This window comes from Erwinia papayae, from assembly GCF_058241465.1.
On the sequence record NZ_JBZCHT010000009.1, the window covers coordinates 1,499,177 to 1,519,349 of the forward strand.

The 20,173-nt window shown below is 56.4% G+C and carries 21 protein-coding genes and 2 pseudogenes; all 23 read right to left on the reverse strand.

Annotated elements, in window-relative coordinates; translation table 11 throughout:
* Positions 1-24: 24 nt before the first annotated feature.
* Positions 25-1,475: pseudogene (locus tag AC3RPL_RS11870) on the reverse strand (phospholipase D family protein).
* Positions 1,476-1,748: 273 nt separating this feature from the next.
* On the reverse strand, positions 1,749-1,916 hold the full coding sequence (locus AC3RPL_RS11875) for a hypothetical protein (protein ID WP_490740164.1): 168 nt from the start codon (positions 1,914-1,916) through the stop codon (positions 1,749-1,751).
* A gap of 45 nt (positions 1,917-1,961) precedes the next feature.
* Positions 1,962-2,102, reverse strand: coding sequence for a hypothetical protein (locus AC3RPL_RS11880; protein ID WP_490740165.1), 141 nt, complete (start codon positions 2,100-2,102; stop codon positions 1,962-1,964).
* Positions 2,103-2,472: 370 nt separating this feature from the next.
* Positions 2,473-4,701 (reverse strand): TonB-dependent receptor, encoded by a 2,229-nt coding sequence (locus tag AC3RPL_RS11885; RefSeq protein WP_490740166.1) that lies wholly within the window; start codon positions 4,699-4,701, stop codon positions 2,473-2,475.
* Between the two features lie 248 nt (positions 4,702-4,949).
* On the reverse strand, positions 4,950-6,179 hold the full coding sequence (locus AC3RPL_RS11890; protein WP_490740167.1) for a beta-ketoacyl-ACP synthase: 1,230 nt from the start codon (positions 6,177-6,179) through the stop codon (positions 4,950-4,952).
* A complete protein-coding gene (locus AC3RPL_RS11895; protein ID WP_490740168.1) occupies positions 6,179-6,910 on the reverse strand; it encodes a 3-ketoacyl-ACP reductase FabG2 in 732 nt (243 codons plus the stop codon). The genes AC3RPL_RS11890 and AC3RPL_RS11895 overlap by 1 nt, the downstream gene beginning before the upstream one ends.
* The gene (locus AC3RPL_RS11900; protein ID WP_490740685.1) at positions 6,907-7,383 is read right to left on the reverse strand and encodes a hotdog family protein; all 477 of its coding nucleotides are present in this window, start codon (positions 7,381-7,383) and stop codon (positions 6,907-6,909) included. Before AC3RPL_RS11900 ends, AC3RPL_RS11895 begins: the two co-directional genes overlap by 4 nt.
* On the reverse strand, positions 7,376-8,533 hold the full coding sequence (locus tag AC3RPL_RS11905) for a beta-ketoacyl-[acyl-carrier-protein] synthase family protein (protein WP_490740169.1): 1,158 nt from the start codon (positions 8,531-8,533) through the stop codon (positions 7,376-7,378). Before AC3RPL_RS11905 ends, AC3RPL_RS11900 begins: the two co-directional genes overlap by 8 nt.
* On the reverse strand, positions 8,530-9,099 hold the full coding sequence (locus AC3RPL_RS11910) for a DUF3261 domain-containing protein (RefSeq protein ID WP_490740170.1): 570 nt from the start codon (positions 9,097-9,099) through the stop codon (positions 8,530-8,532). Before AC3RPL_RS11910 ends, AC3RPL_RS11905 begins: the two co-directional genes overlap by 4 nt.
* Positions 9,096-11,339, reverse strand: coding sequence for an MMPL family transporter (locus AC3RPL_RS11915; RefSeq protein ID WP_490740686.1), 2,244 nt, complete (start codon positions 11,337-11,339; stop codon positions 9,096-9,098). The genes AC3RPL_RS11910 and AC3RPL_RS11915 overlap by 4 nt, the downstream gene beginning before the upstream one ends.
* A gap of 46 nt (positions 11,340-11,385) precedes the next feature.
* Complete coding sequence (locus AC3RPL_RS11920; protein WP_490740171.1) at positions 11,386-11,991, reverse strand: LolA family protein; 606 nt, start codon at positions 11,989-11,991, stop codon at positions 11,386-11,388.
* Entirely contained in the window at positions 11,988-12,410 is a 423-nt protein-coding gene (locus AC3RPL_RS11925; protein WP_490740172.1) for an acyl-CoA thioesterase, read from the reverse strand. The genes AC3RPL_RS11920 and AC3RPL_RS11925 overlap by 4 nt, the downstream gene beginning before the upstream one ends.
* Before the next feature lie 2 nt (positions 12,411-12,412).
* Entirely contained in the window at positions 12,413-14,137 is a 1,725-nt protein-coding gene (locus tag AC3RPL_RS11930; protein WP_490740173.1) for a glycosyltransferase family 2 protein, read from the reverse strand.
* Entirely contained in the window at positions 14,131-14,478 is a 348-nt protein-coding gene (locus tag AC3RPL_RS11935) for a 3-hydroxyacyl-ACP dehydratase FabZ family protein (protein ID WP_490740174.1), read from the reverse strand. The genes AC3RPL_RS11930 and AC3RPL_RS11935 overlap by 7 nt, the downstream gene beginning before the upstream one ends.
* Positions 14,465-15,868: an AMP-binding protein gene (locus tag AC3RPL_RS11940; protein ID WP_490740175.1), complete on the reverse strand. Its 1,404-nt coding sequence runs from the start codon at positions 15,866-15,868 to the stop codon at positions 14,465-14,467. The genes AC3RPL_RS11935 and AC3RPL_RS11940 overlap by 14 nt, the downstream gene beginning before the upstream one ends.
* Entirely contained in the window at positions 15,832-16,392 is a 561-nt protein-coding gene (locus tag AC3RPL_RS11945) for a COG4648 family protein (protein WP_490740177.1), read from the reverse strand. Before AC3RPL_RS11945 ends, AC3RPL_RS11940 begins: the two co-directional genes overlap by 37 nt.
* 16 nt (positions 16,393-16,408) lie before the next feature.
* Positions 16,409-16,657: an acyl carrier protein gene (locus AC3RPL_RS11950; RefSeq protein ID WP_490740178.1), complete on the reverse strand. Its 249-nt coding sequence runs from the start codon at positions 16,655-16,657 to the stop codon at positions 16,409-16,411.
* 21 nt (positions 16,658-16,678) lie between these two features.
* Positions 16,679-16,945: a phosphopantetheine-binding protein gene (locus AC3RPL_RS11955; RefSeq protein ID WP_490740179.1), complete on the reverse strand. Its 267-nt coding sequence runs from the start codon at positions 16,943-16,945 to the stop codon at positions 16,679-16,681.
* Between the two features lie 16 nt (positions 16,946-16,961).
* Complete coding sequence (locus AC3RPL_RS11960) at positions 16,962-17,756, reverse strand: lysophospholipid acyltransferase family protein (protein ID WP_490740180.1); 795 nt, start codon at positions 17,754-17,756, stop codon at positions 16,962-16,964.
* Positions 17,749-18,368, reverse strand: a pseudogene (locus tag AC3RPL_RS11965) (beta-ketoacyl synthase chain length factor). The gene AC3RPL_RS11960 and the pseudogene AC3RPL_RS11965 overlap by 8 nt, the downstream one beginning before the upstream one ends.
* Before the next feature lie 320 nt (positions 18,369-18,688).
* A complete protein-coding gene (locus AC3RPL_RS11970; RefSeq protein WP_490740181.1) occupies positions 18,689-19,075 on the reverse strand; it encodes a hypothetical protein in 387 nt (128 codons plus the stop codon).
* 19 nt (positions 19,076-19,094) lie between these two features.
* Entirely contained in the window at positions 19,095-19,298 is a 204-nt protein-coding gene (locus AC3RPL_RS11975; RefSeq protein ID WP_490740182.1) for a hypothetical protein, read from the reverse strand.
* 81 nt (positions 19,299-19,379) lie between these two features.
* Complete coding sequence (locus tag AC3RPL_RS11980; RefSeq protein ID WP_490740183.1) at positions 19,380-20,003, reverse strand: hypothetical protein; 624 nt, start codon at positions 20,001-20,003, stop codon at positions 19,380-19,382.
* Positions 20,004-20,173 lie beyond the last annotated feature (170 nt).

The window sequence follows — 20,173 nt, forward strand, 5'->3', positions numbered from 1 at the left end:
GTTCAGCCAGGCGTGGTGCAGAAATTACAGCAGCAATTCAATCGGTAAACGCCACACCAGCCGCACCAGTAAACGCTGGATAAAACGGGTGCGGGGTTCGTGTTTGTGCACGACTTCGCCCTTTTCGCCGGGATATTCCACCCAGTTGATCCGCCCCCATTTATCCAGACGCAAAGCCCAGGCGCGATCGCGCATTCGGGTAATAAAGCGTTGATGGATGCGGGTAGCCAGTAAATCGCTGTTGATCACAAAGCCCATTTCGGTGTTAAGCATCGCCGATCGCGGATCGAAATTAAACGAGCCTATAAACACTTTTTCGTTATCGACGCTGAACGTTTTCGCATGCAGACTGGAGCCGGAATTACCGGTCAGTCCCCGGTCATGGGGGGCTTGTCACGCGAATCAGAATGCGGTTTCAGTTCATACAGCGTAATGCCATGACGGAGCAGCTTTTTACGCCATTTGGCGTAGCCCGCATGCACCACAGAGACATCATTAGCCGCCAGAGAATTGGTCAGAATCGCTATTCTGACCCCTTTTCTGACCAGTGACAGCAGCTGGGCCACCCCGGCACGGGTGGGCACGAAATAGGCCGAGATAATATCGAACTGATGTTGCGGCTGACCGATGACCTCCAGCATACGTTGCGGCAGCAACGAACCGGCCCTCGCCCGCCCCAGTCCCTTGCGGGGATCGTCACTTAACAGACGGGTTTCAGCCCAGATAAGCGGCAATTCTCCGCTTTCAAGCTGGCTGACAAAGGTCGAAGCATGGATGCGCTGTAAATAGCGCTGGGTTTTCTCATCATTACGCCAGGCTTCCGGCAGAGTGATGGCAGCACGCTCTGGTACGGTGTCCACCACGGTGCTGAGCGGCTGTACCGCCCGGCTGTCCCAGTAACGTGCGAAATCGAGGGTGACCTCTTGCACCACCGGCCCGACGGCCAGCACATCAAGGTCGGAAAACAGCGGCTCGTCTCCGGCACCAAAATACTCATCGCCAATATTACGACCGCCAACGATGGTCGCCTCACCGTCCACGGTGATACTTTTATTGTGCATACGCCGGTTAAGGCGCGCAAAATCAGTAAGATAGCCCAGCGCCCGCAGTGTCCGAAAAGAAAAAGGGTTAAACAGCCGGACGTCGATATTGTGATGACTGTTGAGCGCACTCAGGGTCTGGTCCAGCCCCATCGTATTGTTGTCATCCAGTAACAAACGGACCTTAACCCCGCGATCGGCAGCATCCAGCACCGCACTGAACAGCAGCCAACCAGACATATCGTTTTGCCAGATGTAATACTGGATATCCAGGCTGCGCTCAGCCATCGACAGCAGGAGATAACGCGCAGCAAAAGCGTCCAGTCCCTCTTCCAGAGAATAAATACCGCTGTACCCGGGATGACTCTCTGTCAGCCCGGAAACGGCCCGCCTCAGACGCGTGCGGGAAGATTCTGGCCTGTCTGTTTCCGGCATAAAGGCTTCAGCCACGGGTGCTCCTTAACTGGTTCCAGGGCGGTCAGTCTGTCCTTGCGGGCAACAGAATAACCTTGATGCTGAAGGATACATTATCGATCCGACTGCCGCTAATAATCCCAGCCGGATGATGAAAATGAAGTGACTTACCCGCAGGGTATGGCGCAAGGAAAGCGCAGTCGGCGAAGCCCTGAATGCAGTTTCAGGCTCGTTCAGTGACTCTACGGAATCAGGGTGGGAACCTGAGCTGCGACGTTCAGTCGCCAGACTGGCTCAGGATGATTCAACGCCAGCAGGCTGGCAGTTTTCCGGACCGGGATAACTGCCAGGCGCACGCCGCACATCAGATAACCAGGTCAGCGTAAACAGCACCACGACAACAATCAGCACGGCGACCAGCAGGCCGACCAGCGCTAAAAGACGATCTTCTCTCGTATCCATGCTTATTACTTCTCCATTTCGCTCTCCGCGATGTGCAGGAGCCCATTACGTAATCAGTAACGTAATCCCCAGAACAAACATTATCAGGGTAAAAGAAGTGACGACAAGCACCACGATGGCAAACTGTGCATCATCCAGAGGATAGCGAATCTCTTCTGGTGGCTCATTTTCGGGAAGGTCGCTCATGACAGCCATTATCTGCTGGCTGAACATCCTCTGCCCGCTGCCAGTCTTGTATCGGTGGATTCGCTTCGTGCCCATCCGGACGAAGCAGGGGAAATCTGAAAGTCAGCATGACCTGAGCGGTTAAATGAAAAACATTAATGCTTTGGCAGTTCCATTTTCTTCAGGCTCCATGCCCCTGAATTTCAGGAAAGGAGGAGTGTATCACAGCGTCAGCTAAAAAAACCGCTGTCGCGCCCCTGAGTCGGGATTTGTACTGTTTATCTGGAATTTTTATCGTTTTATTTGGTTCTTATTGTAAAGAATTTCTTTCCGTTACCCTGTAAAAATTTTAACCGGGCAAAAAGATGGGCTGCCGTGGCAACCCGCTGCATTAAAAATCGTAAGTCATGGACAGCTTCAACTGGCGAGGATCGCCCTGAGTAATGTAGGTGCCATAGCTCTCCACCCCGGACCAGTACTTCTGATTGGTGACATTTTCCAGACCCAGACGCCAGGTCAGGTCATTCTGTTGTACTTTCATCCGGTAGCGCATTCCCACGTCAAGCACGGTGTAACTATCCAGCTTTTTGCTGTTACCCTGATCGGCATACTGCGAACCCGAATGCGTCATCCGTGCCAGTGCGGTCAGTCCCTCAACAGGCTTGATGTCATATTCCGCACTCAGTACCGTGTAGAAGTTCGCCACGCCAACGGCCTGTTTACCATCATACGTACCGTTCTGCGTTTTGGTCATTGTTGGATCAAGCCAGGTCGCGCTGCCGTTCAGACGAACACCGTACAGCGGCTCGCCAAACACATTCAGCTCCACGCCACGGTTACGCTGCTCGCCATACAGGCCATACACATTGGTTTGTGGATCGATAATACCGGTAGGCTTTTTAATTTCGAACAGCGCCAGCGTACCGCCGACACGACCGTAATCCAGCTTCATGCCCACTTCATTTTGCTTCGACAGGGCAATGCCGGTAACCTGGCCGGCGTTAAGCGCGGTGCTGGATGCGGTGGAGCCGGGCTGCAGTGCCTCGATATGGTTGGCATACAGGGAGAGACTGTCGGTGGCTTTCACCACCAGACCATAACCCGGCGTCCAGCGGGACTGGTCAAAGCGAGAAGCGGTATCTTCTACCGCAGTGCCGTAGGCGTAATTACGCACCGTCACTTTCTGATGACGGGCACCGACGGTGAACAGCACTTTGTCATCAATAAAGCCCAGCGTATCCGCCAGCAGCACGCCTTCAGTACGCACCCGGCTGGTTGGCCGTGGATTACTCAAATCGCCACCAAAATAAGTATTTTCAGGTTCGGGCACCGCCGTAGTGTCATAAATATTGGTCGCTTCAGAGGTCAGCGCCATGCCCCAGGCAGTTTTCTCACGTTTAGTTTGCGCAGAGTAACCAAGGTTAACGCTGTGGCTGACCACGCCGGTGTCAAACTTACCGCGTACCCCGGCCATTCCACTGAACGCATCAACATATTTTGCCGTATCCATGCGGCCGATGGTGGCTGAGCCATCTTCATCGGTCAGTGCCGGGGCAGCATAGGCCCCCATTTCATGGGAGTGCTGTCCACCCACTGCGCCATATGCCGTCCAGCCCGGAACAAAATCATACTCTGCCCGCGCCATGCTAAACTTGCTTTCCAGATTGCTGTAAACCCACTTCTGGCTGTAGTTGCTGGTCGTGCGGGGCACCGCTTGAATAAAATCCACACTGCCGATATTGACGCCGGTGCGCCCCCCGTCGAAGGCCTGTTTCTGATAACCCAGATCCAGCGAGGTGCGCAGCTTATCACCACGATAATCCAGGCCAATAGACGCCAGGGTTGCACGCCGTTTTTCATTCTCAATGGCGGTTTCACCCTCACGGTGCAGAACATTAACCCGCACGCCCCACTGATTGTTATCGCCAAAGCGACGGCCCACATCCAGTGAAGTACCAACCTGAGAAGAGGAACTGTAATCCACGCCAACGCGGGTAAGAGGAACATCATCCGCATGTTTTGGTTCAAGGTTGATCATCCCACCCACACCGGACGATGCCGCGCCGTTGATCAGGGCATTCGAACCTTTGAACACTTCAACCCGGTCAATCATCTGCGTGGAAACCACCTGACGCGGCATCACACCGGGCAGACCACCCAGCGTCATATCATCGCCGTAAAGATCAAAACCCCGGATACGGTAAGTTTCAGCAAAGTTGCCATAGCCCTGCACGTTCTGGACCGAGGCATCATTCGCCACCACGTCTTTGATGGTGGTGGCCTGCTGATCCTGCATCATTTTGCTGGTATAGCCGATCACGTTGAAAGGGACGCTGTGCGCGTCCTGTTCGCCTAACATACCCAGACGACCACCGTTGGCGATCTGGCCATCGAGATAAGCCGGAACCAGCTGATCGCCATCGGGGGTAAAGTTACTGTCCGGTTTAGCCACCACGGTCATGGTCTGTTCACGGCTGGCCGTTGCGCCATCCTGTGTGGTTTCGCCCGTGCTGTTCGGGCTTTGTATCACTGCGGCTATCGCCGGAGCGGTAAGAGAGCCGATCACTGCCGCCAGTAGCGTCAGCCGGAAGCGGTGTTGTGCTGATAAAACCTGAGCCATTGCTGTTCCCTGATTAAGAATACAAGTGATAATCGTTTTTATTCGGATTCGGATTATGCTGAGAGAACGGCTAAATGCAAGCGCAATTTTCGACCAGTAAGTCACTGACTGAGAAGATAATCATCAGGATTTATGGGGGTTTCAGACTAATGTTCTGAGCGGCAAGGAATTTTGCTGTTCAATGCCGTCATCAAAGGGCAGGACGCGGGAAAAGATTTTAGCCGACCGCGCCGCTGCGACGGAGGGTTTCACTGCGCATAACGGCGAAAAATAAGTGAAGTGTTAATGCCGCCGAAAGCAAAATTGTTCGACTGAATGTAGTCCGTTTGCAGCACACGCGGCTGATGCATAATGTAATCCAGCTCGCCACAATCCTCTGCCGGCCGGTTTAGATTCAGCGTGGGCGCAAACCATCCGGCGTGCATCATCTCTATGCTCATCCACGCTTCCAGCGCGCCACAGGCCCCCAGGGTGTGCCCGAAATAGCTTTTCAATGATGAGATGGGCGTACGGTTGCCAAAAATTGCCGCCGTCGCCAGGCTTTCCGCCACATCACCGCGATCGGTAGCGGTGCCATGGGCGTTGATGTAGCCAATCTGTTCTGGCTCTAAATCCGCTATCTGCAAGGCTTTCTCCATACAGATTTGCATGGTTTCCCGCTGAGGCTGGGTGATGTGCGCCGCATCGCAGTTGGTGGCAAATCCTACCATCTCGGCATAAATCGTTGCGCCACGCGCCAGCGCATGTTGCAGCTCTTCAAGGATCAGCGTTCCGGCACCTTCGCCAATCACCAGACCATCCCGCGCCTGATCAAAAGGTGACGGGGTGGTCTGTGGCGCATCGTTACGTTGACTGGTGGCAAACAGCGTATCAAATACCGCCGCTTCAGAAGGACAAAGCTCCTCCGCGCCGCCCGCCACCATCACCGTCTGGTATCCGTGACGGATTGCCTCCCAGGCATAGCCAATTGCCTGGCTGCCGGACGTACAGGCGCTGGAGGTGGGGATAACCCGGCCACGCAGACCAAAAAACAGACCGCTGTTAACCGCCGTGGTGCGCGGCATCATCTGTACGTAGGTGGTGCCGGTGATGTTGTTGGTGTGCTTCTCCGTCAGCATGGTGGCGAACTCACTGACCGGGCCGGTGCTGCCGGTAGATGAGCCGAAGGCAATGCCGGTTTCACCGCTGGTCAGCACCGGGTGGGCCAGCAAGCCTGCCTGCTCCAGTGCCAGTTCGCTGGCGCGGGTAGCCAGCAGGGAAACCCGTCCCATCGAGCGGATGCGCTTGCGGGTGTAGTGCTCCGGCAGGATGAAATCATCCACCGGCGCGCCCAGCAGGGTGTTTAAGCCCTGATACACCTGCCATTCCGGCATTTTTCGCACCGCGTTGCGTCCGCTGAGGATCTTCTCTGCCACCTGCGACCAGCGCTGACCAAAAGCCGTCACCCCGCCCATGCCGGTTACCACCACGCGACGCATCAGAACATGCCTCCGTTGATTGAAATCACCTGCCGGGTGACGTAAGCGGCCTTGTCCGACATCAGATAGCTCGCCAGCCCCGCCACTTCCTCCGCCTGCCCCATTCGTTTCATCGGGATCATTTTCATCACTTCTTCCTTCGCCTGCGGTTCCATATCGGTCATCCCGGTGTCAATCAGTCCCGGCGCAATGCAGTTAACGGTGATTTTGCGCTTCGCCAGTTCAATGGCCAGCGCTTTGGTCGCACCGATAATCCCTGCCTTCGCCGCGCTGTAATTCACCTGTCCCCGGTTGCCCATCAGCCCGGAGACGGAGGAGAGAGTGATGATGCGCCCTCCCCGCCGCAGGCCAATCATCGGCATAATGCAGGGATGAATGACATGGTAAAAACTGTCGAGATTGGTATGGATAACGCTGTCCCAGTCCTCATCACTTAGCGCCGGAAAAGCCCCATCCCGAGCGATACCGGCGTTGCTGACCACACCGTAATACGCCCCGTGCGCGGCGATATCCGCGTCCAGACGCTCACGGCACTGCTGGCGATCGGCAATATCAAAGCCCAGGCAGCGTCCGCATCCACCTGACTGAACGATCTGGCGCAGCGTCTCCTCTGCCCCTGCTTTGTCACGGTGATAATGCACCACCAGCGTAAAGCCATCGGCGGCCAGTTGCAGGGCTATCGCCCTGCCAATACCCTTGCTGGCACCGGTGACCAGAACGGAACGCGTCATCTGTTTTTACCCTGTTGCAAAAGTTGTTGTAATTGTTGCCTGGACGGCTGCCAGGTGTTCAGTCTGCCGCTGGCCCAGCGCTCACCGTTAATGGTGATCAGCCCCTCGAAGCTGCCAATTTTTTCGTCACGCATCAGTAAGGTGATACTGACCGTCAGTTCAGCGCCGGCGGGGAAACAGGGCTGCTGGCAACGATAGCCGCGTGCCCCCAGCAGCATCCCCGGATCAGGTTTTGTGTCACTGAGCTGCCGTCCGTGCCAGCCAGACCAGACGCCAACAGTCTGGGCGATAATCTCAATACCAAACCAGCCTGGCAGTTCCCCCCGGCGGTCAAGAAACGGCGCAAGCGCCCCGTCAGCCCTGACTCTGGCAAGACAGCAGGCACTGTCGTCATCAACGCTCACCACCTCATCCAGCAACACCATTGGCGTATCATGGGGCAGGTATGCCGCCGCCGCGTTGTAGTTAACCATCATACTTTCCCAGTATCAGACAGGTGTTGTTACCACCAAAAGCAAAGGAATTACTCATCACAAAAGGTCGCGCCAGCGGTGCGGGGCAAAGCAGCAACCCACAGGCGGCAAGGCTTTCGTCCGGTTCAGCGTCGCTGAAATCCTGAGCAGGCAGCGGGATATCACCGCTCAGCAGCAGCCAGCACAGTGCCGCCTCACAAATTCCTGCGGCCCCCAGCGTATGTCCGGTCAGATGTTTGGTTGAGCTACAGGGCACCGCTTCACCGAACAACCTGCCGATCACCGCCGCTTCCATCTGGTCATTGAGGCGGGTGGCGGTGCCATGCAGATTGATATAACCCAGCGCGCCGGGTTCCAGCCCCGCCTGTTGCAGCGCCATGCTGATAGCCCGTTCCGCGCCATCGCCCTGCGGATGCGGTGCCGACATATGATAAGCATCCGAGGACTCGCCCGTACCGCACACTGCCACCGCCTGTGGTTCACGGGTCAGCAGCATCAACGCGGCCCCTTCGCCGATGGTAATCCCATCACGCTCAGTGCTGAAAGGCGCACAGCGACCGGGTGAGAGCGACTCCAGGCTGTCAAAACCGTTCAGCGGCATCCGGCTGAGGGTATCTGCACCGCCGACAATCGCCACATCAGCCAGCCCACTTTCGATCAGCCTTTTACCACTGATCAGCGCTCTGGCGCTAGAGGAGCAGGCCGTTGACAGGGTATAGGCCGGACCGGTCAGCTGAAGGTATTGCGCCAGAAAGCGGGATGGATCGCCCAGCTCCTGCCTGAAATAGTGATAATTCTCCACCCAGCCGGAAACAAAGCCATCAGCTTCGTCCAGCCCCGCCGTGCTGGTGCCCAGCACCACCGCCACCCTCTGATGGCCAAAACGTGCGATGGCCTGATCAACCTCCGGGCGGATTTGCGCCAGCGCCGCCAGCAGCAGCTGATTATTACGGCAGCTGTGCGCCGCCAGCTCGCCGCCGATCGCTGGCAATGGAGCATTGACCCGCCCTGTCCAGCAGGATCGGCCATGCAGCAGCCAGCCGCTGTCCGGCCCCATCCCCGGCGCTATTCCCTGCGACAGATTGCTGGCAGTTTCTGCCATATCGTTGCCCAGCGCACTGAGCATGCCGACCGCCGCAATGTAGATCATTGTGAATCCAGAGATTGAATAGTGATGAAATAGCCAAAAGCGAACTGTCGGATACTCACCGGTTGACGCTGCGCTCCACGTTGCAGATAGCGAATTTCAGCAACCGGCGCACCGTGATTATCCATAAGTTGTCGACGGTCACCGCTGTCGGTCAGCGTCCAGCCCGCTGGCAGAAGCGGTTGCCAGGCGGATACCGGCCAGTGACTGAGCATAATATCGGCCAGTACCTGGCTGGCCGGTGGCATTTCCGGCAGCACCACTGACTGTTCGCTGTGGATCCCCTGAGGATCATAGCGCACCTGAAACAGGCGGATCCCCAGCGGAGAGAGTCCGGCCAGCACCAGCTGCTGCCGTTCAACATTCAACAAGACCAGCAGCGACTGCTGTTTGCCTTTAAAAGTGCCGGTCAACAGTTGCTGTTGACTGAACGGCACGGCGTTCTCCGGCACGGGCAGGCTGACCCGCACGCCAGGTTTTAACCACGCCTGCGGCGTACTGTTGTCCGGTCGAGTGGCACAGCCTGTGAGCCAGGTCAGGGTCAGCAACAGCAGTATTGTCATTCTCATCTTTTCTTCCTCGCGGACGGCATCGCCAGCGGTGCCAGTAAAAATGCGCTAAAAATACCGCTGCACAACACAATACCAAAGCTGGCGACGGCCTGAGTCTGGCTGAACACCAGCATACCTAAGGTCAGCAAGGTGGTACTCATCGCCAGCGTTACCGCCAGCAGTGAGGTGATTGCTGTACCACGGGGATTGCTGAAAAACAGGGTGTAGTTGATACCGATGCCCAGTACCAGCACCAGCGCCAGCAGTGAAAACAGGTTCAGTGGATGGCCTGAGAGCGCCAGCGCAGCCAGTCCGCCCCCCAGCGAGAGCACCGAAGGTAACACGCAGGTTACCCCCTGTCGCACCCCCAGACGCAGCATATAGCTGAGGGCAATCGCCAGCAGTGCCACGCCAAGCAGCCAGCTCAGCAGCGCACGATAAAATGCAAACAGCTGATCAAACGTCGCTTTACGATCGACCCAACTGACGCCGGGCAGCGAGGCGGCCAGCTCAGCCAGCGCGGCACTGTTGCTGGCCCCGCTCACCGGAACCAGCACGCCACTGCGCCCGTCGGCCAGTGTCAGCCACAGTAAACGCCAGCCCTCACTGTTAGGGCTGTCCAGCCATTGTTGCGGACTGAGAGCCATCGCGTTCAGATCGACAGCGCCGACCGGCACCCCCGCCTGTTGCAGACGGGCCGTCACGGCCGGCGCGGCCTGTTGCAGCAGCACCCTGTCGCGCTGCTGTTGCGCCAGCGAGGAGAGAGGTAGCAGGCGATATTCCCGCAACCAGTGCTGCGCTCTGGCATGGGCCAGCTGCGGTGCCAGCGCTTCCAGTCGTTGCAGCGTCTGTTCCGGCGTAGCGCCGTACACCACCATCCAGGTCTGATCTGCGCTCTGACCGGTCAGCCGGGTCACCTGCCGCTCCTGCGCCAGCAGTTCAGGCGACAGCGTTTGTAACTGCGCAATATCATCATTCACCTGTAACCTCAGCAGCCCGGCAATGCCGATGACGGCTATCATCAGCGGCAGTCCAATACGCAGCGCGGCCTTTCGCCGCCAGGCTGACAGCCAGCGAGCCAGCAGCCAGAGCGCAGGGACAGGACGCACCGGCAGGCCTCTGACCAGCAGCGGATACCAGCAAATTACCGTCAGGCAGGAAGCGGTCAATCCTGCGGCAGCGAAGACCGCCAGCTGCCTGATACCGGGGAAAGGCGCAAAAACCATAATCAGCCAGGCGATGGCCGTGGTGCCCAGCGCCAGCAGCAGCGCGCGAACGACTTTCTGCATACTTTGCACCGGGGTAGCCTGAGCGCCGTGTACCATACGCTCGGTGAGATAGTAGAGGGTGTAATCTGCCGAAATACCGACGATGCTGAGGCTCATCACCAGGGTCATCAGGTGCAGTTCACCAAACACCAGCAGCGTCACAGTAAGTCCGGCAACGGCCCCCACTGCCACCGAAAGCGCACAGAGCAACAGCGGCCGGAATGAACGAAACGCAGCGAACACCAGCAGTAACACGCCCGCGATGGTCACCACCCCCAGCGTGGAAACGTCATGACGCGCCTGCTGGCTGGCATAGTCACTGAACCAGACCGTACCGCGTGACAGCAGCTGCGCCTGCGGCCACCGCTGCTGTAAACGACTTTTCAACTCCGCCAGCTGGCTGACCAGTGCATGACTTTGTTGCATATCGAAGGAATCGCCGTTCAGTTCTGCGTGCAGAAAATACCAGACCCTGCCCTGTTTATCGGTGGTGGTCAGCCAGCCGCCACTCAGCCCCATCTGGCCACTGTTCTGCTGTATGGCAAGCTGCGCCCCGCGCACCAACAGCAGCGGGTCCTGTGTTAACTCCCGGCCACTGACGCCCGCGAAAGCAGAATAGAGCTGCGCCAGCACCCAGTCTGCCTGCGCTGCGCCCCCGTCCTGAAGCCTGAGCCGCGTCGCCGGATCAATCAGCGCGTTGCGGTGCTGCCAGGCGAACTGCCCCCACGCCTGCTGACGTCCGGCATCCATTACTCCCTGTACGTTGCGCAGTAACGGCAAAGCGGCAAGCTGTTGTTGATACCAGGCGGCAACGGCAGCATCCGGGCGCTCGCCCGCACTGACCAGCCAGACCAGCTGCCTGTCCAGCCGCTGCATAAAACCCTGTTGCAGTTCGGCGGGCACCTCACCCAGGGTCTGCGAAGGGAGCAGCGCCAGCACGCTGCTGTTGATGGTCGCCTTCGGCCAGCCTGTTGCCAGCGTTACCAGCATCAGCAGGCAGACTGCCAGCCAGCCCGTTGCCAGCCTGCGCGGATGTTCAGAAAACAAAGCGTTGCTGCTCCTCTGCGCTCAGACCGGCCGGTTGCAGACGCTGATTGCGCAGTACGATGTCCGTGTTGTCGCCCTGGCGGTCGTTAAGCTGGATCTGCTCCAGATACTCAGCCCCTTGCAGGGTGATGGTGTTAAACAGCTTATCCAGCGGCGAGGTTTTCGGTGTCAGCACCAGACGCCATTTCTGCTGGTCAACAGAGTGAAAATCCAGCCTGAAATTTTGCTCCAGCACCGCACGGTCAGCCCGGAACAAGGCCCGCAGCAGATGACTGAACTGGAACATATGCGGATTACTGTCAGCGGTGATGATTTGCGGCGGCTGGTTGTTCATCACCTGCACCATCCGCCTGTCGTCCAGCACCAGCGTCATCGGGAAGGGCCTGGCCTGATGCCACCACAATCCTTTCTGCTGAGCAATCAACATGCTGCCGTCAGACTTCAACGGCTGTGAAATGCCTTTAATGGTGCGTAGCTGCGTATAGTCCGCCCGTACCTGCGTCTGGCTGCCGAAACGCTGTTGCAGCTCTTCCAGCGTGACGGCCTGCACCGCTGCGCTGCACATCAGCAGCCCGCTTAACAACCATCTGATCATGGGGTCACTCCCAGTCGTTCAAAAAGAACCGGCGGCGAGACAAAACTCAGCGTCTGGCTGCCCTCCTCCACGGCCACCTGAATGGTGTAACCGGTGGTGGTGCGCTGACCGCTGTGCAGATCGAAAATCTGATAGGCAATACGCAGACGGTTTTCCACCTCTTCAACCGTGGCGCGAACGCGAATGCGCTGCTCAAAAGTTAATGCCGCGCGGTATTTTACCCGGGTATCCACCACCGGCCACAGCCAGCCTGAGGCTTTCATTTCCCGGTAGCCGTAGTTGAATTTCGCCAACAGCGCCTCGCGGGCAATCTCAAAATAGCGGAAATAATTGCCATGCCAGACCACGCCCATTGCATCCACGTCGTGAAACGGAATGCACAGCTCAACTTCCACAGATAAACGCGGGTCGTTTAACACCGTTACTCCTTATCATGCTGTTGTGTCTGTTCCGGCAACTGCCAGAAATCAAAAAAGTTAAACCAGTCCAGCGGGGCCCGCATGGCGTAATGTTCCAGCCTGGAGGCATAGCGATCCACCGCCTGTTGCAGACAGGCCTGCCGGTTGCCTCGGGGTAACAGCAGCGGTTCGGCAAAAGGTTCGCAATGCAGCTGCAATTTTCCCTGCTCACGCAGCGCAAACATTAACAGCACCGGGCAACGCAGCGCCGCAGCCAGCACGAAGGGTCCCTGCGGAAACGGCGCGGGTTTACCCAAAAAATCACTCCATATTACCCGCCGCACGCCGCCGCGCTGGCGGTTCACCGCCGTGCGATCGCCGACGATGGCTATCCACTCCCCCGCGTCCAGCTTTTGCTGGATCACCATGGCCGTCTCCGGTCCGATGTCGGTAACCGGGATCAGCTGGCTGGCGGCCTGCGGGGCGATTTCATCCATCAGCTGGCGAAAGCGCCTGGCGTTATCAGTAAACACCAACGCATTAATCACCAGCCCACTTTTCTGCCGGGCCAGCGCACGACAGGCTTCGATATCCCCAAGATGGGAGGCGAGGATCAACCGGCCACCCGGTTTGTCGGCGTCAAGCGCGACTTCTGCTCCCGGCGCAAAATCGATATCTTTCCCCCAGCGCAGCGAGCCCTGCCAGCTGGCCATTTTCTCCAGCATCGATTCCCCGAAACGCAGGAAATGGTGAAAGCTGGTGTAGCGGCCAGCGGGCAGATCCCGCTGATGCGCTGTTGCATAGCGCTTTATCGTGCGCAGCCATTGCCGCGAGGCGGTGCGCTGAGGGCCGCCGCTTAACCAGTAGAAGCCGACAACCGGCCACAACAACAAGGTAAAAGGGATGCGTCCGGCATACTGCCAGACCGCCAGCATCAGTTTCAGGCCCGTCAGCCCTTTACGCTCCTGCACACCCGCCCAGTGTTTGTCAGGCCGATTTTTCAGCAACAGGGGGATGCGCCGCACCATGCCAAAGAACAATCGGGTGTGCATCCAGGAAATCCGCAGGTTGTCGTACAACGCATCAAAGTGCGACAGCCCATCCGCCGGGTAGGTGACACGGGTGGGCACAAAGCGACTGGTGGTGCCACGCCACCACAGCCTGACCATCACTTCAGTGTCAAAGTCCATTCGCCGCCCGACGGGCTGTTCCTCTACCAGCGCCAGCGTGGGTTGCAGCGGATAGACGCGAAAGCCACACATGCTGTCTTTGATGGAAAATGACAGCGTCTCAATCCAGACCCAGAAGTGGGTGATATAGCGGCCATAAAGCCGGGATTTGGGGATGGAGTTGTCATAAATCGGCTGGCCCGAAATCAGACATTCAGGGTAACGTCGGGCTTCTGCCAGCAGTCGTGCGCAGTCTTCAATCTGATGCTGCCCATCAGCATCCAGCTGCACGGCATGACTGAACCCTGCCGCCGCCGCTGCCTGCAATGCCCGCACCACCGCCACGCCTTTACCCTGATTGTGTGGCAGTCGGATTAGCACGGTTCGCTCGTCGCTGAGCGCGGCAAGCTGTTGTTGCGTCGTTTCGTCGCTGCCATCATCAACGATGAATACCGGCAGTGCAAAAGGTGCCAGCCGTTGCAGCACCGCAGCCATTGTTGCGCCGTGGTTGTAACAGGGGATCACCACGCAGGGGCTGAAATCCACGGCGTCCGTCGGGCGCGCCTGTTCCGCTAACACAACAGAATCTTCCCGCTGCTGACGCGCTGCGCTTCAGGCGTGTCGGCAGTCTGATAGCTGAACAGCAACCCGTTTTTTGCCGCGTTCCAGTTGAGCGTCAGCAGCAGTTGACTGGCCGGTAATACCGGTTGCTGAAACTTGATGTTTTCAATGGCCGAAAAGACCTTTCCCTGCGCCAGCAACCTGCAACCGTAGTGCATCACCCAGTCCAGTTGCGCAACACCGGGCAGAATGGGCTGGTCGGGAAAATGGCCGCGAAACCAGAACAGCTCAGCATCAACACGAAGCAGGATCTGCGCCTGTCCATCCTGTTGCTGACAACTCAATTCAACGGGCAGCATGAAATAACTCCTGTATCTGCGGCCAGGCACGTTTGCTCTGACTGTTTTGCGGAATAGTGTCGACCACACGCCAGTAACGGGGGATGGCGACCGGCTCCAGCCAGCGCTTCAGTTCCTCCCCCCACTGGCGTTTTAATTGTTTCAGCGCGACCTCACTGAAAACGCTTTCCAGCGCCAGCACCACCCCGATACTGCTGCGTCCGGGGCGACTGATCACCAGCGCCGCCGCATCCTGCACGCCAGGCAGGGCCAGCAGCCGTCGCTCAATATCACTGAGCGAAACGCGTTTGTCTTCAATTTTAACCGTCCGGTCATGACGTTCACCCAGCTCAAAACCTGTACTGCTGAACGTCAGTCGATCATCCAGCAACAGCCCCTCAGCATGCGGGATGAGCGGTGAGCGCACCCGCCAGTGCTGGTTTTCGGCTGAAAACTGCACCTGGCTGAACGGCTGCCAGCAGCGGTTTTCAGCGGTGGCGATGCGTGTTGCCAGTACGCCGGTTTCGGTGCTGCCGTAAATCTCCGCCACCGGCTGTTGAAACCAGGCCGCGGCTCTTTGCGCCTCCGCCCGGGGTAACACGCCACCAGCGGAGACAATCAGCTGGCAGGCCGGAGCCGGTAATCCGGTGTCCAGACGACGGATAAATGCCGGACTGGTGATAAAAACATAACGCTGAGCGCTATCAAGAGCCGGGAGTTGCTCACTGTAAGCAATCTGGCGACTGTCAAAGGGCTGTCCTAACGCCAGCGGCAGAATAATACGAAAAGTCAGACCATACAGGTGTTGATGACTGACCGAGGCGACAAAGGTACAGTTCAGTAAACGTTCCCCCCACAGCCCGGCCAGCCAGCGGGCCTCTTCATCCAGACAGCTTACCGGACGACTGACTTTTCGCGGTTTGCCCGTAGAACCGGATGTAAACAGAATAATGCAGGCATCTGCGGCTATCGGCGGCAGTAACGCGTCACCCGCTAACGCCGCAGCTTTTGTCCCGTCAGGCTGTGCCTGGACTGCCTCATTAAGCGGCCAGACCGGACAATCAAGCGACAGCGGCTGGTCACACAGCAACGCATCAAACTCATCCGCCTGCTCCTGTAGCAATGACTGACGGCAGTGTCCCGGGATGACCGGCACTTTACCGGCATGCAGTGTGGCGAGCAGCGCAACGCTGAACAGGTAGCTGTCGTCAAAACAGAGCGCCCAGCGCGATTCAGGCCGTGAGAGCAGGCGCTGCCCCAGGCTGACGATCTGTTGCCGCCACTGCGATCTGCCCAGTATCAGCGCTCCCCGTTGGGCGATCGCCGCATCCCCGGCCAGTGACAACCAGTCGCCGGTGGCTGTGACGGTGCCGCTCATGTCTGCTTCATCAGACGCTGGCGCAACAGCCATTCACCTGCCATCAACAGCCCCATCAACAGATAACCGATCAGCCCGTTCCACCACGTCCACCAGAGAAGATTATTTGACAGGCAGGTCGCCAGCGCGACGCTGCCATTGAAAATGAAAAACAGGCACCAGACGCGGGTGACCTGCCGTGTCCAGGCAATGCCATCCGCCGACAGTTCCGGTTCCCGCAGACGGGCAAGCCGTTCGACCAGCGGCATGGCAGAAAACAGTGAGCAGCCAAACAGCAAGAGCATTCCTGCATTAACCACCACCGGATACCACAACAACAGGTGGTAATTACTCAGCAACAGGCTGGCCACGCTGAGCAAAACGCCGATCAGCGCCACGCCTCTTCCGGCCAGCGCTAATACCCCTTTACCGCCGTTGAGCATCATCAGTCGCAGAATAAACATTACGGCGGCCAGCGGCAGCAGCCAGCGCCAGCCCGAGTGGGTCAGCGCCAGCCAGATAACTATCGGCCAGGCAACCATCAGCAGCACACTGGCTGTATGTTTTAACCTTTGCACCCGCGTAAAATTCGCTTCAGCTTTCGTGGATCAGTTGTTCAACAGCGTCCACCACGTCCTGCACGGTGCGAACACTTCTGAACATCTCCGGCCTGATTTTTTTTCCGGTTCGCTTTTGCAGATGGACCACCATGTCCACTGCATCGATGCTGTCCAGCTCCAGATCTTCATAAAGACGGGATTCCGGGGTGATATCAGCAGCATCAAGTTCAAAAAGTTTTACCAACAGATCGGTAACTTCCTGATTGATTTGATTCTTGTCCATAACTCTCTCGCAGGTGTTGGTTCAGGCACCCAGCTTGCGCCGGGCCTGAATAAAAGACGCCAGCGTGGCGACGGAGTAAAAATGCTGACGCATCTCTTCGCTTTCAGCTGAAAGGATCACGCCATAGCGATTTTTCACTGCCAGCCCCAGCTCAAGTGCATCAATGGAATCCAGACCCAGCCCGTCACCAAACAAAGGTGCATCACTGTCAATCTCCGCCACCGTAATCTCTTCAAGATTGAGGGTGTCGATGATCATCTGTTTTAATTCAACTATCAGCTGTTCCATACCTGATTCCGAATAATTATTGTGGTGTTAATGTTTGCTGTAAAAATTGGGTCAGATGCCGGGCGGCCAGCGGCTGTGCATCTTCATTCCCGGCCAGAAATTGCTGGCTGTCGATCCGTTCGCCCACCCTGACGGTGAACAGCGGTTTTTCCGGCGGTGCCTGATACCATCGACTCTGTTTGTCCAGCATTCTCTGGCTGCAACTGATACGCACGATACGTAAATCACAGCCGCAACGCACGGCAATATTCGCCGCCCCACGCTGTAGCCTGAGTGGTTCGCCATAGCGTGTGCGGGTGCCTTCAGGGAAAAGAATAATGGCATCACCGTTATCCAGGCGCTGCTGGCAGTCGGGCAACAGGGTTTCTGCCTGACTGTTGACCAGATAGTTGGCGGCTCGTATCACCCCACAGATAAAGACATTGCGCTGTAAATCCGCCTTAACCAGGCAGTCCGCGTCCGGCATGACCGAGGCCAGCATGACGTAGTCGATCAGGGAAGGATGATTTGCCACTACCAGGCAGCGGCGGTCGCTTCTGAGCATTTCGGCTCCTTCGATACGGTAATCCAGCACGCCTGTTGCCCGGGTGGTGCGCAGAAAAAAACGGAAGCTGAACGAAATACTGCGGCGGGCCAGTTGCCTGCGACGCTGTATATCACGCTGAAAAATCAGTAACAAATTGAACCACACCAGCGACAGCATTAAGCCACCCACGCCGAACAGCGTAAAACAGAAACCTGTCATCATAATGCGCCACAGCCGGTTTAACGCAGATGCGACTGAAGACCGGCGTGGAGGAGATTCAGCCATACTGACACTCCCACTGCCAGTGAAAGCGATCGCCGGTCACCACAAATGACCGTTCTCGTCGTAACCAGGCATGTAAAAAGAGCAGGCTTTGTGGCAAAACGTCTGAGGTTTGGTCTTCTGACGGAATGGCCTGGCAGCGGCAGTCTGTTCCCTGGCGCAGCAACAATGCCACCGCATAAGGACTGTGCAATGCTCCTTCGGGCAGATAGTGCTGATAAAATGGCGGGATTGCGCCGTCAAATCCACCAGCAATACCTGTTGATATCCCGCAGAGTGCAGAGTGGCCACTTCAAGCAGCCCCTGCTGAAAGGAGTCTGCCCCGGCAGCAAGAGAAGTACTGACCAGTGGCAAGGCCGCAGCGATGGTCAGGCTGCCAACGGCGGCATTGTGTACCGACATGGCAAAGTCAGTCGGAGACAGGCCCTCCTCCTTTGCCAGTGACGTTAAAATGCGCAAATTACGCTCCAGCTCTCCGTGACGGCTGGTAAAGACCACGGCATCCACTGGCTGACGTTTTATCAGGGCCAGACCGCATTCCACTGCGGCGCGACTGCCGCTGGAGAGCCGGCGTGCGGTCATCATTGGCAGATGTTGTGCTTTAGCCAGCGGCAAAGTTTCGTCAATGGCGGGAGACTTCGTGGCCCACTGTTGCCAGTCAGCCAGTCCGGCAAGGCCAGGAGCACTTGCCTGCCAGTCACAGAGTGAAAAAGCTAATTTCATACTTCAAATCTTCTCTGGGCAATCTGGTATTCATACTGCACGGGCAATTCGCACAGCATAACGTCCGCCCAACCCGGTTAGCACTCGGATTTGACCGTATTTGCGAGCGGCCACCCAATGTTGAAGCGTTAACGTTAATCAGATTGTCGGCCTGCGGAGCCGTATCTTTACTTCCAGTTGCTGATAAAATTTTTCGCCTGACGGCACTGCGCTTAATTGCCGGTCTGCGCAGACAAATAAAAGCGGATATCGTGGTCCAGATTGTTTACCCAGCGGTTATAACTGCGATGAATCTGGCCTTTATCAGCGCGCAGGTTATCACTTCCTACATAATCAATGCTGTAGTGACCTTTGCCATAAGTCACACGGATATCAGCCTGATGACCGCGTTGCGCCAGTTGACCGGTAATCACTCCCGGCCCTGCCACTTGCATCATCCACTGACGTGACATACCGGCCTGCAAAATAGCATTTTTGATTTGTTCGCTACTGTACTGGCTGGAAACTGTCTGATTGATATTGCGAACCGGCTCAGTGCGGGCGCAGCCCGTTAATGTCAGCACAGCAGCCAGTAAGGCCCAGGCCGGTTTATTGTTCATTCGAATCCTGTAAATGACGTTAGGGATTTTCAGGCGGAGGGTTTCCGCATTGTTCAGCTAAAAAAAACTCTGATACCGGCGTATACTTTTCAGGCGGCGGCATATTAGCACTCGTTGCTAAAGAAAGAGAAGCAGAAACTGAGAAAGGAAAAGCGACCAGAAAGGCGTGTTCCAACGCGGTGATATTCACAACAACGCCGGAAAAATATGACAGCTTTGTCATTTTTCTGGCAACCCTGTCGTGCTCACCGGCAGGATTAAATCCCGCCAGTAGTTAAGGATTGTTGATCGGCGCCGCCTGAAATCAGTCAGCGTTGCGCCTGCTTTTTCTGTCATCATTATCGCCGACGAGGAACATGTTTTTTTTATATTGTTTCTGACTGTTATCCACAATTCTTTTAACTTTTTTCACTGTGAAGCTTTTAACAGGTTCGTTTATGGGCAGCTTATATTTTCTGGCAATAATCGAATAGTCAAAATCTGGCTGATATTCTGTCTGATATTTAATGTATGTTTTAACCACCAATTCCCCCTCAGAGGCCAGGGTAACATTATCAATATCTCCTTTCATACTGTACTGAACTTTATAACCTGCCTTACTGGTAATGATGTTTTTTTTTAACGCTTCACCAATTAACGCCTCGTAATCCCATGGATTTATTCCTGTTAGCGACATGAGTATCATCTCCTGTCCGGATTTCTGGCTGGTGGTAAGAATAACATCGAGCATTTTATTTTCGGCATAGATGGTTCCAAGGTTAACGTGTCCCGATGACGTCGCTATGACCTGACCTTTTGCCAGACTCCCGGCGGGTTGCAATATCAATCCCTGTTCAATCAGGGCAGCAAAGATCAATGCAACGCCAATAATCATCGCTGAGAAGGGAATAGCATACACGTTGAATTTTCCTGCCTTGCTTCCTTTCATGGATAAATACTCCTTCAGATTTTCTGTAACCAGCGATTGATTCTGCTTCTGACCTGAATAACGCCTGCTACCTTTACGCTGAATTTCGGCAACTGTTTCATCATCAATCAGCTATTTTTTGCATTACCCGGAAATCACAGAAACAATACAGGCGGTAATATCACATGCAA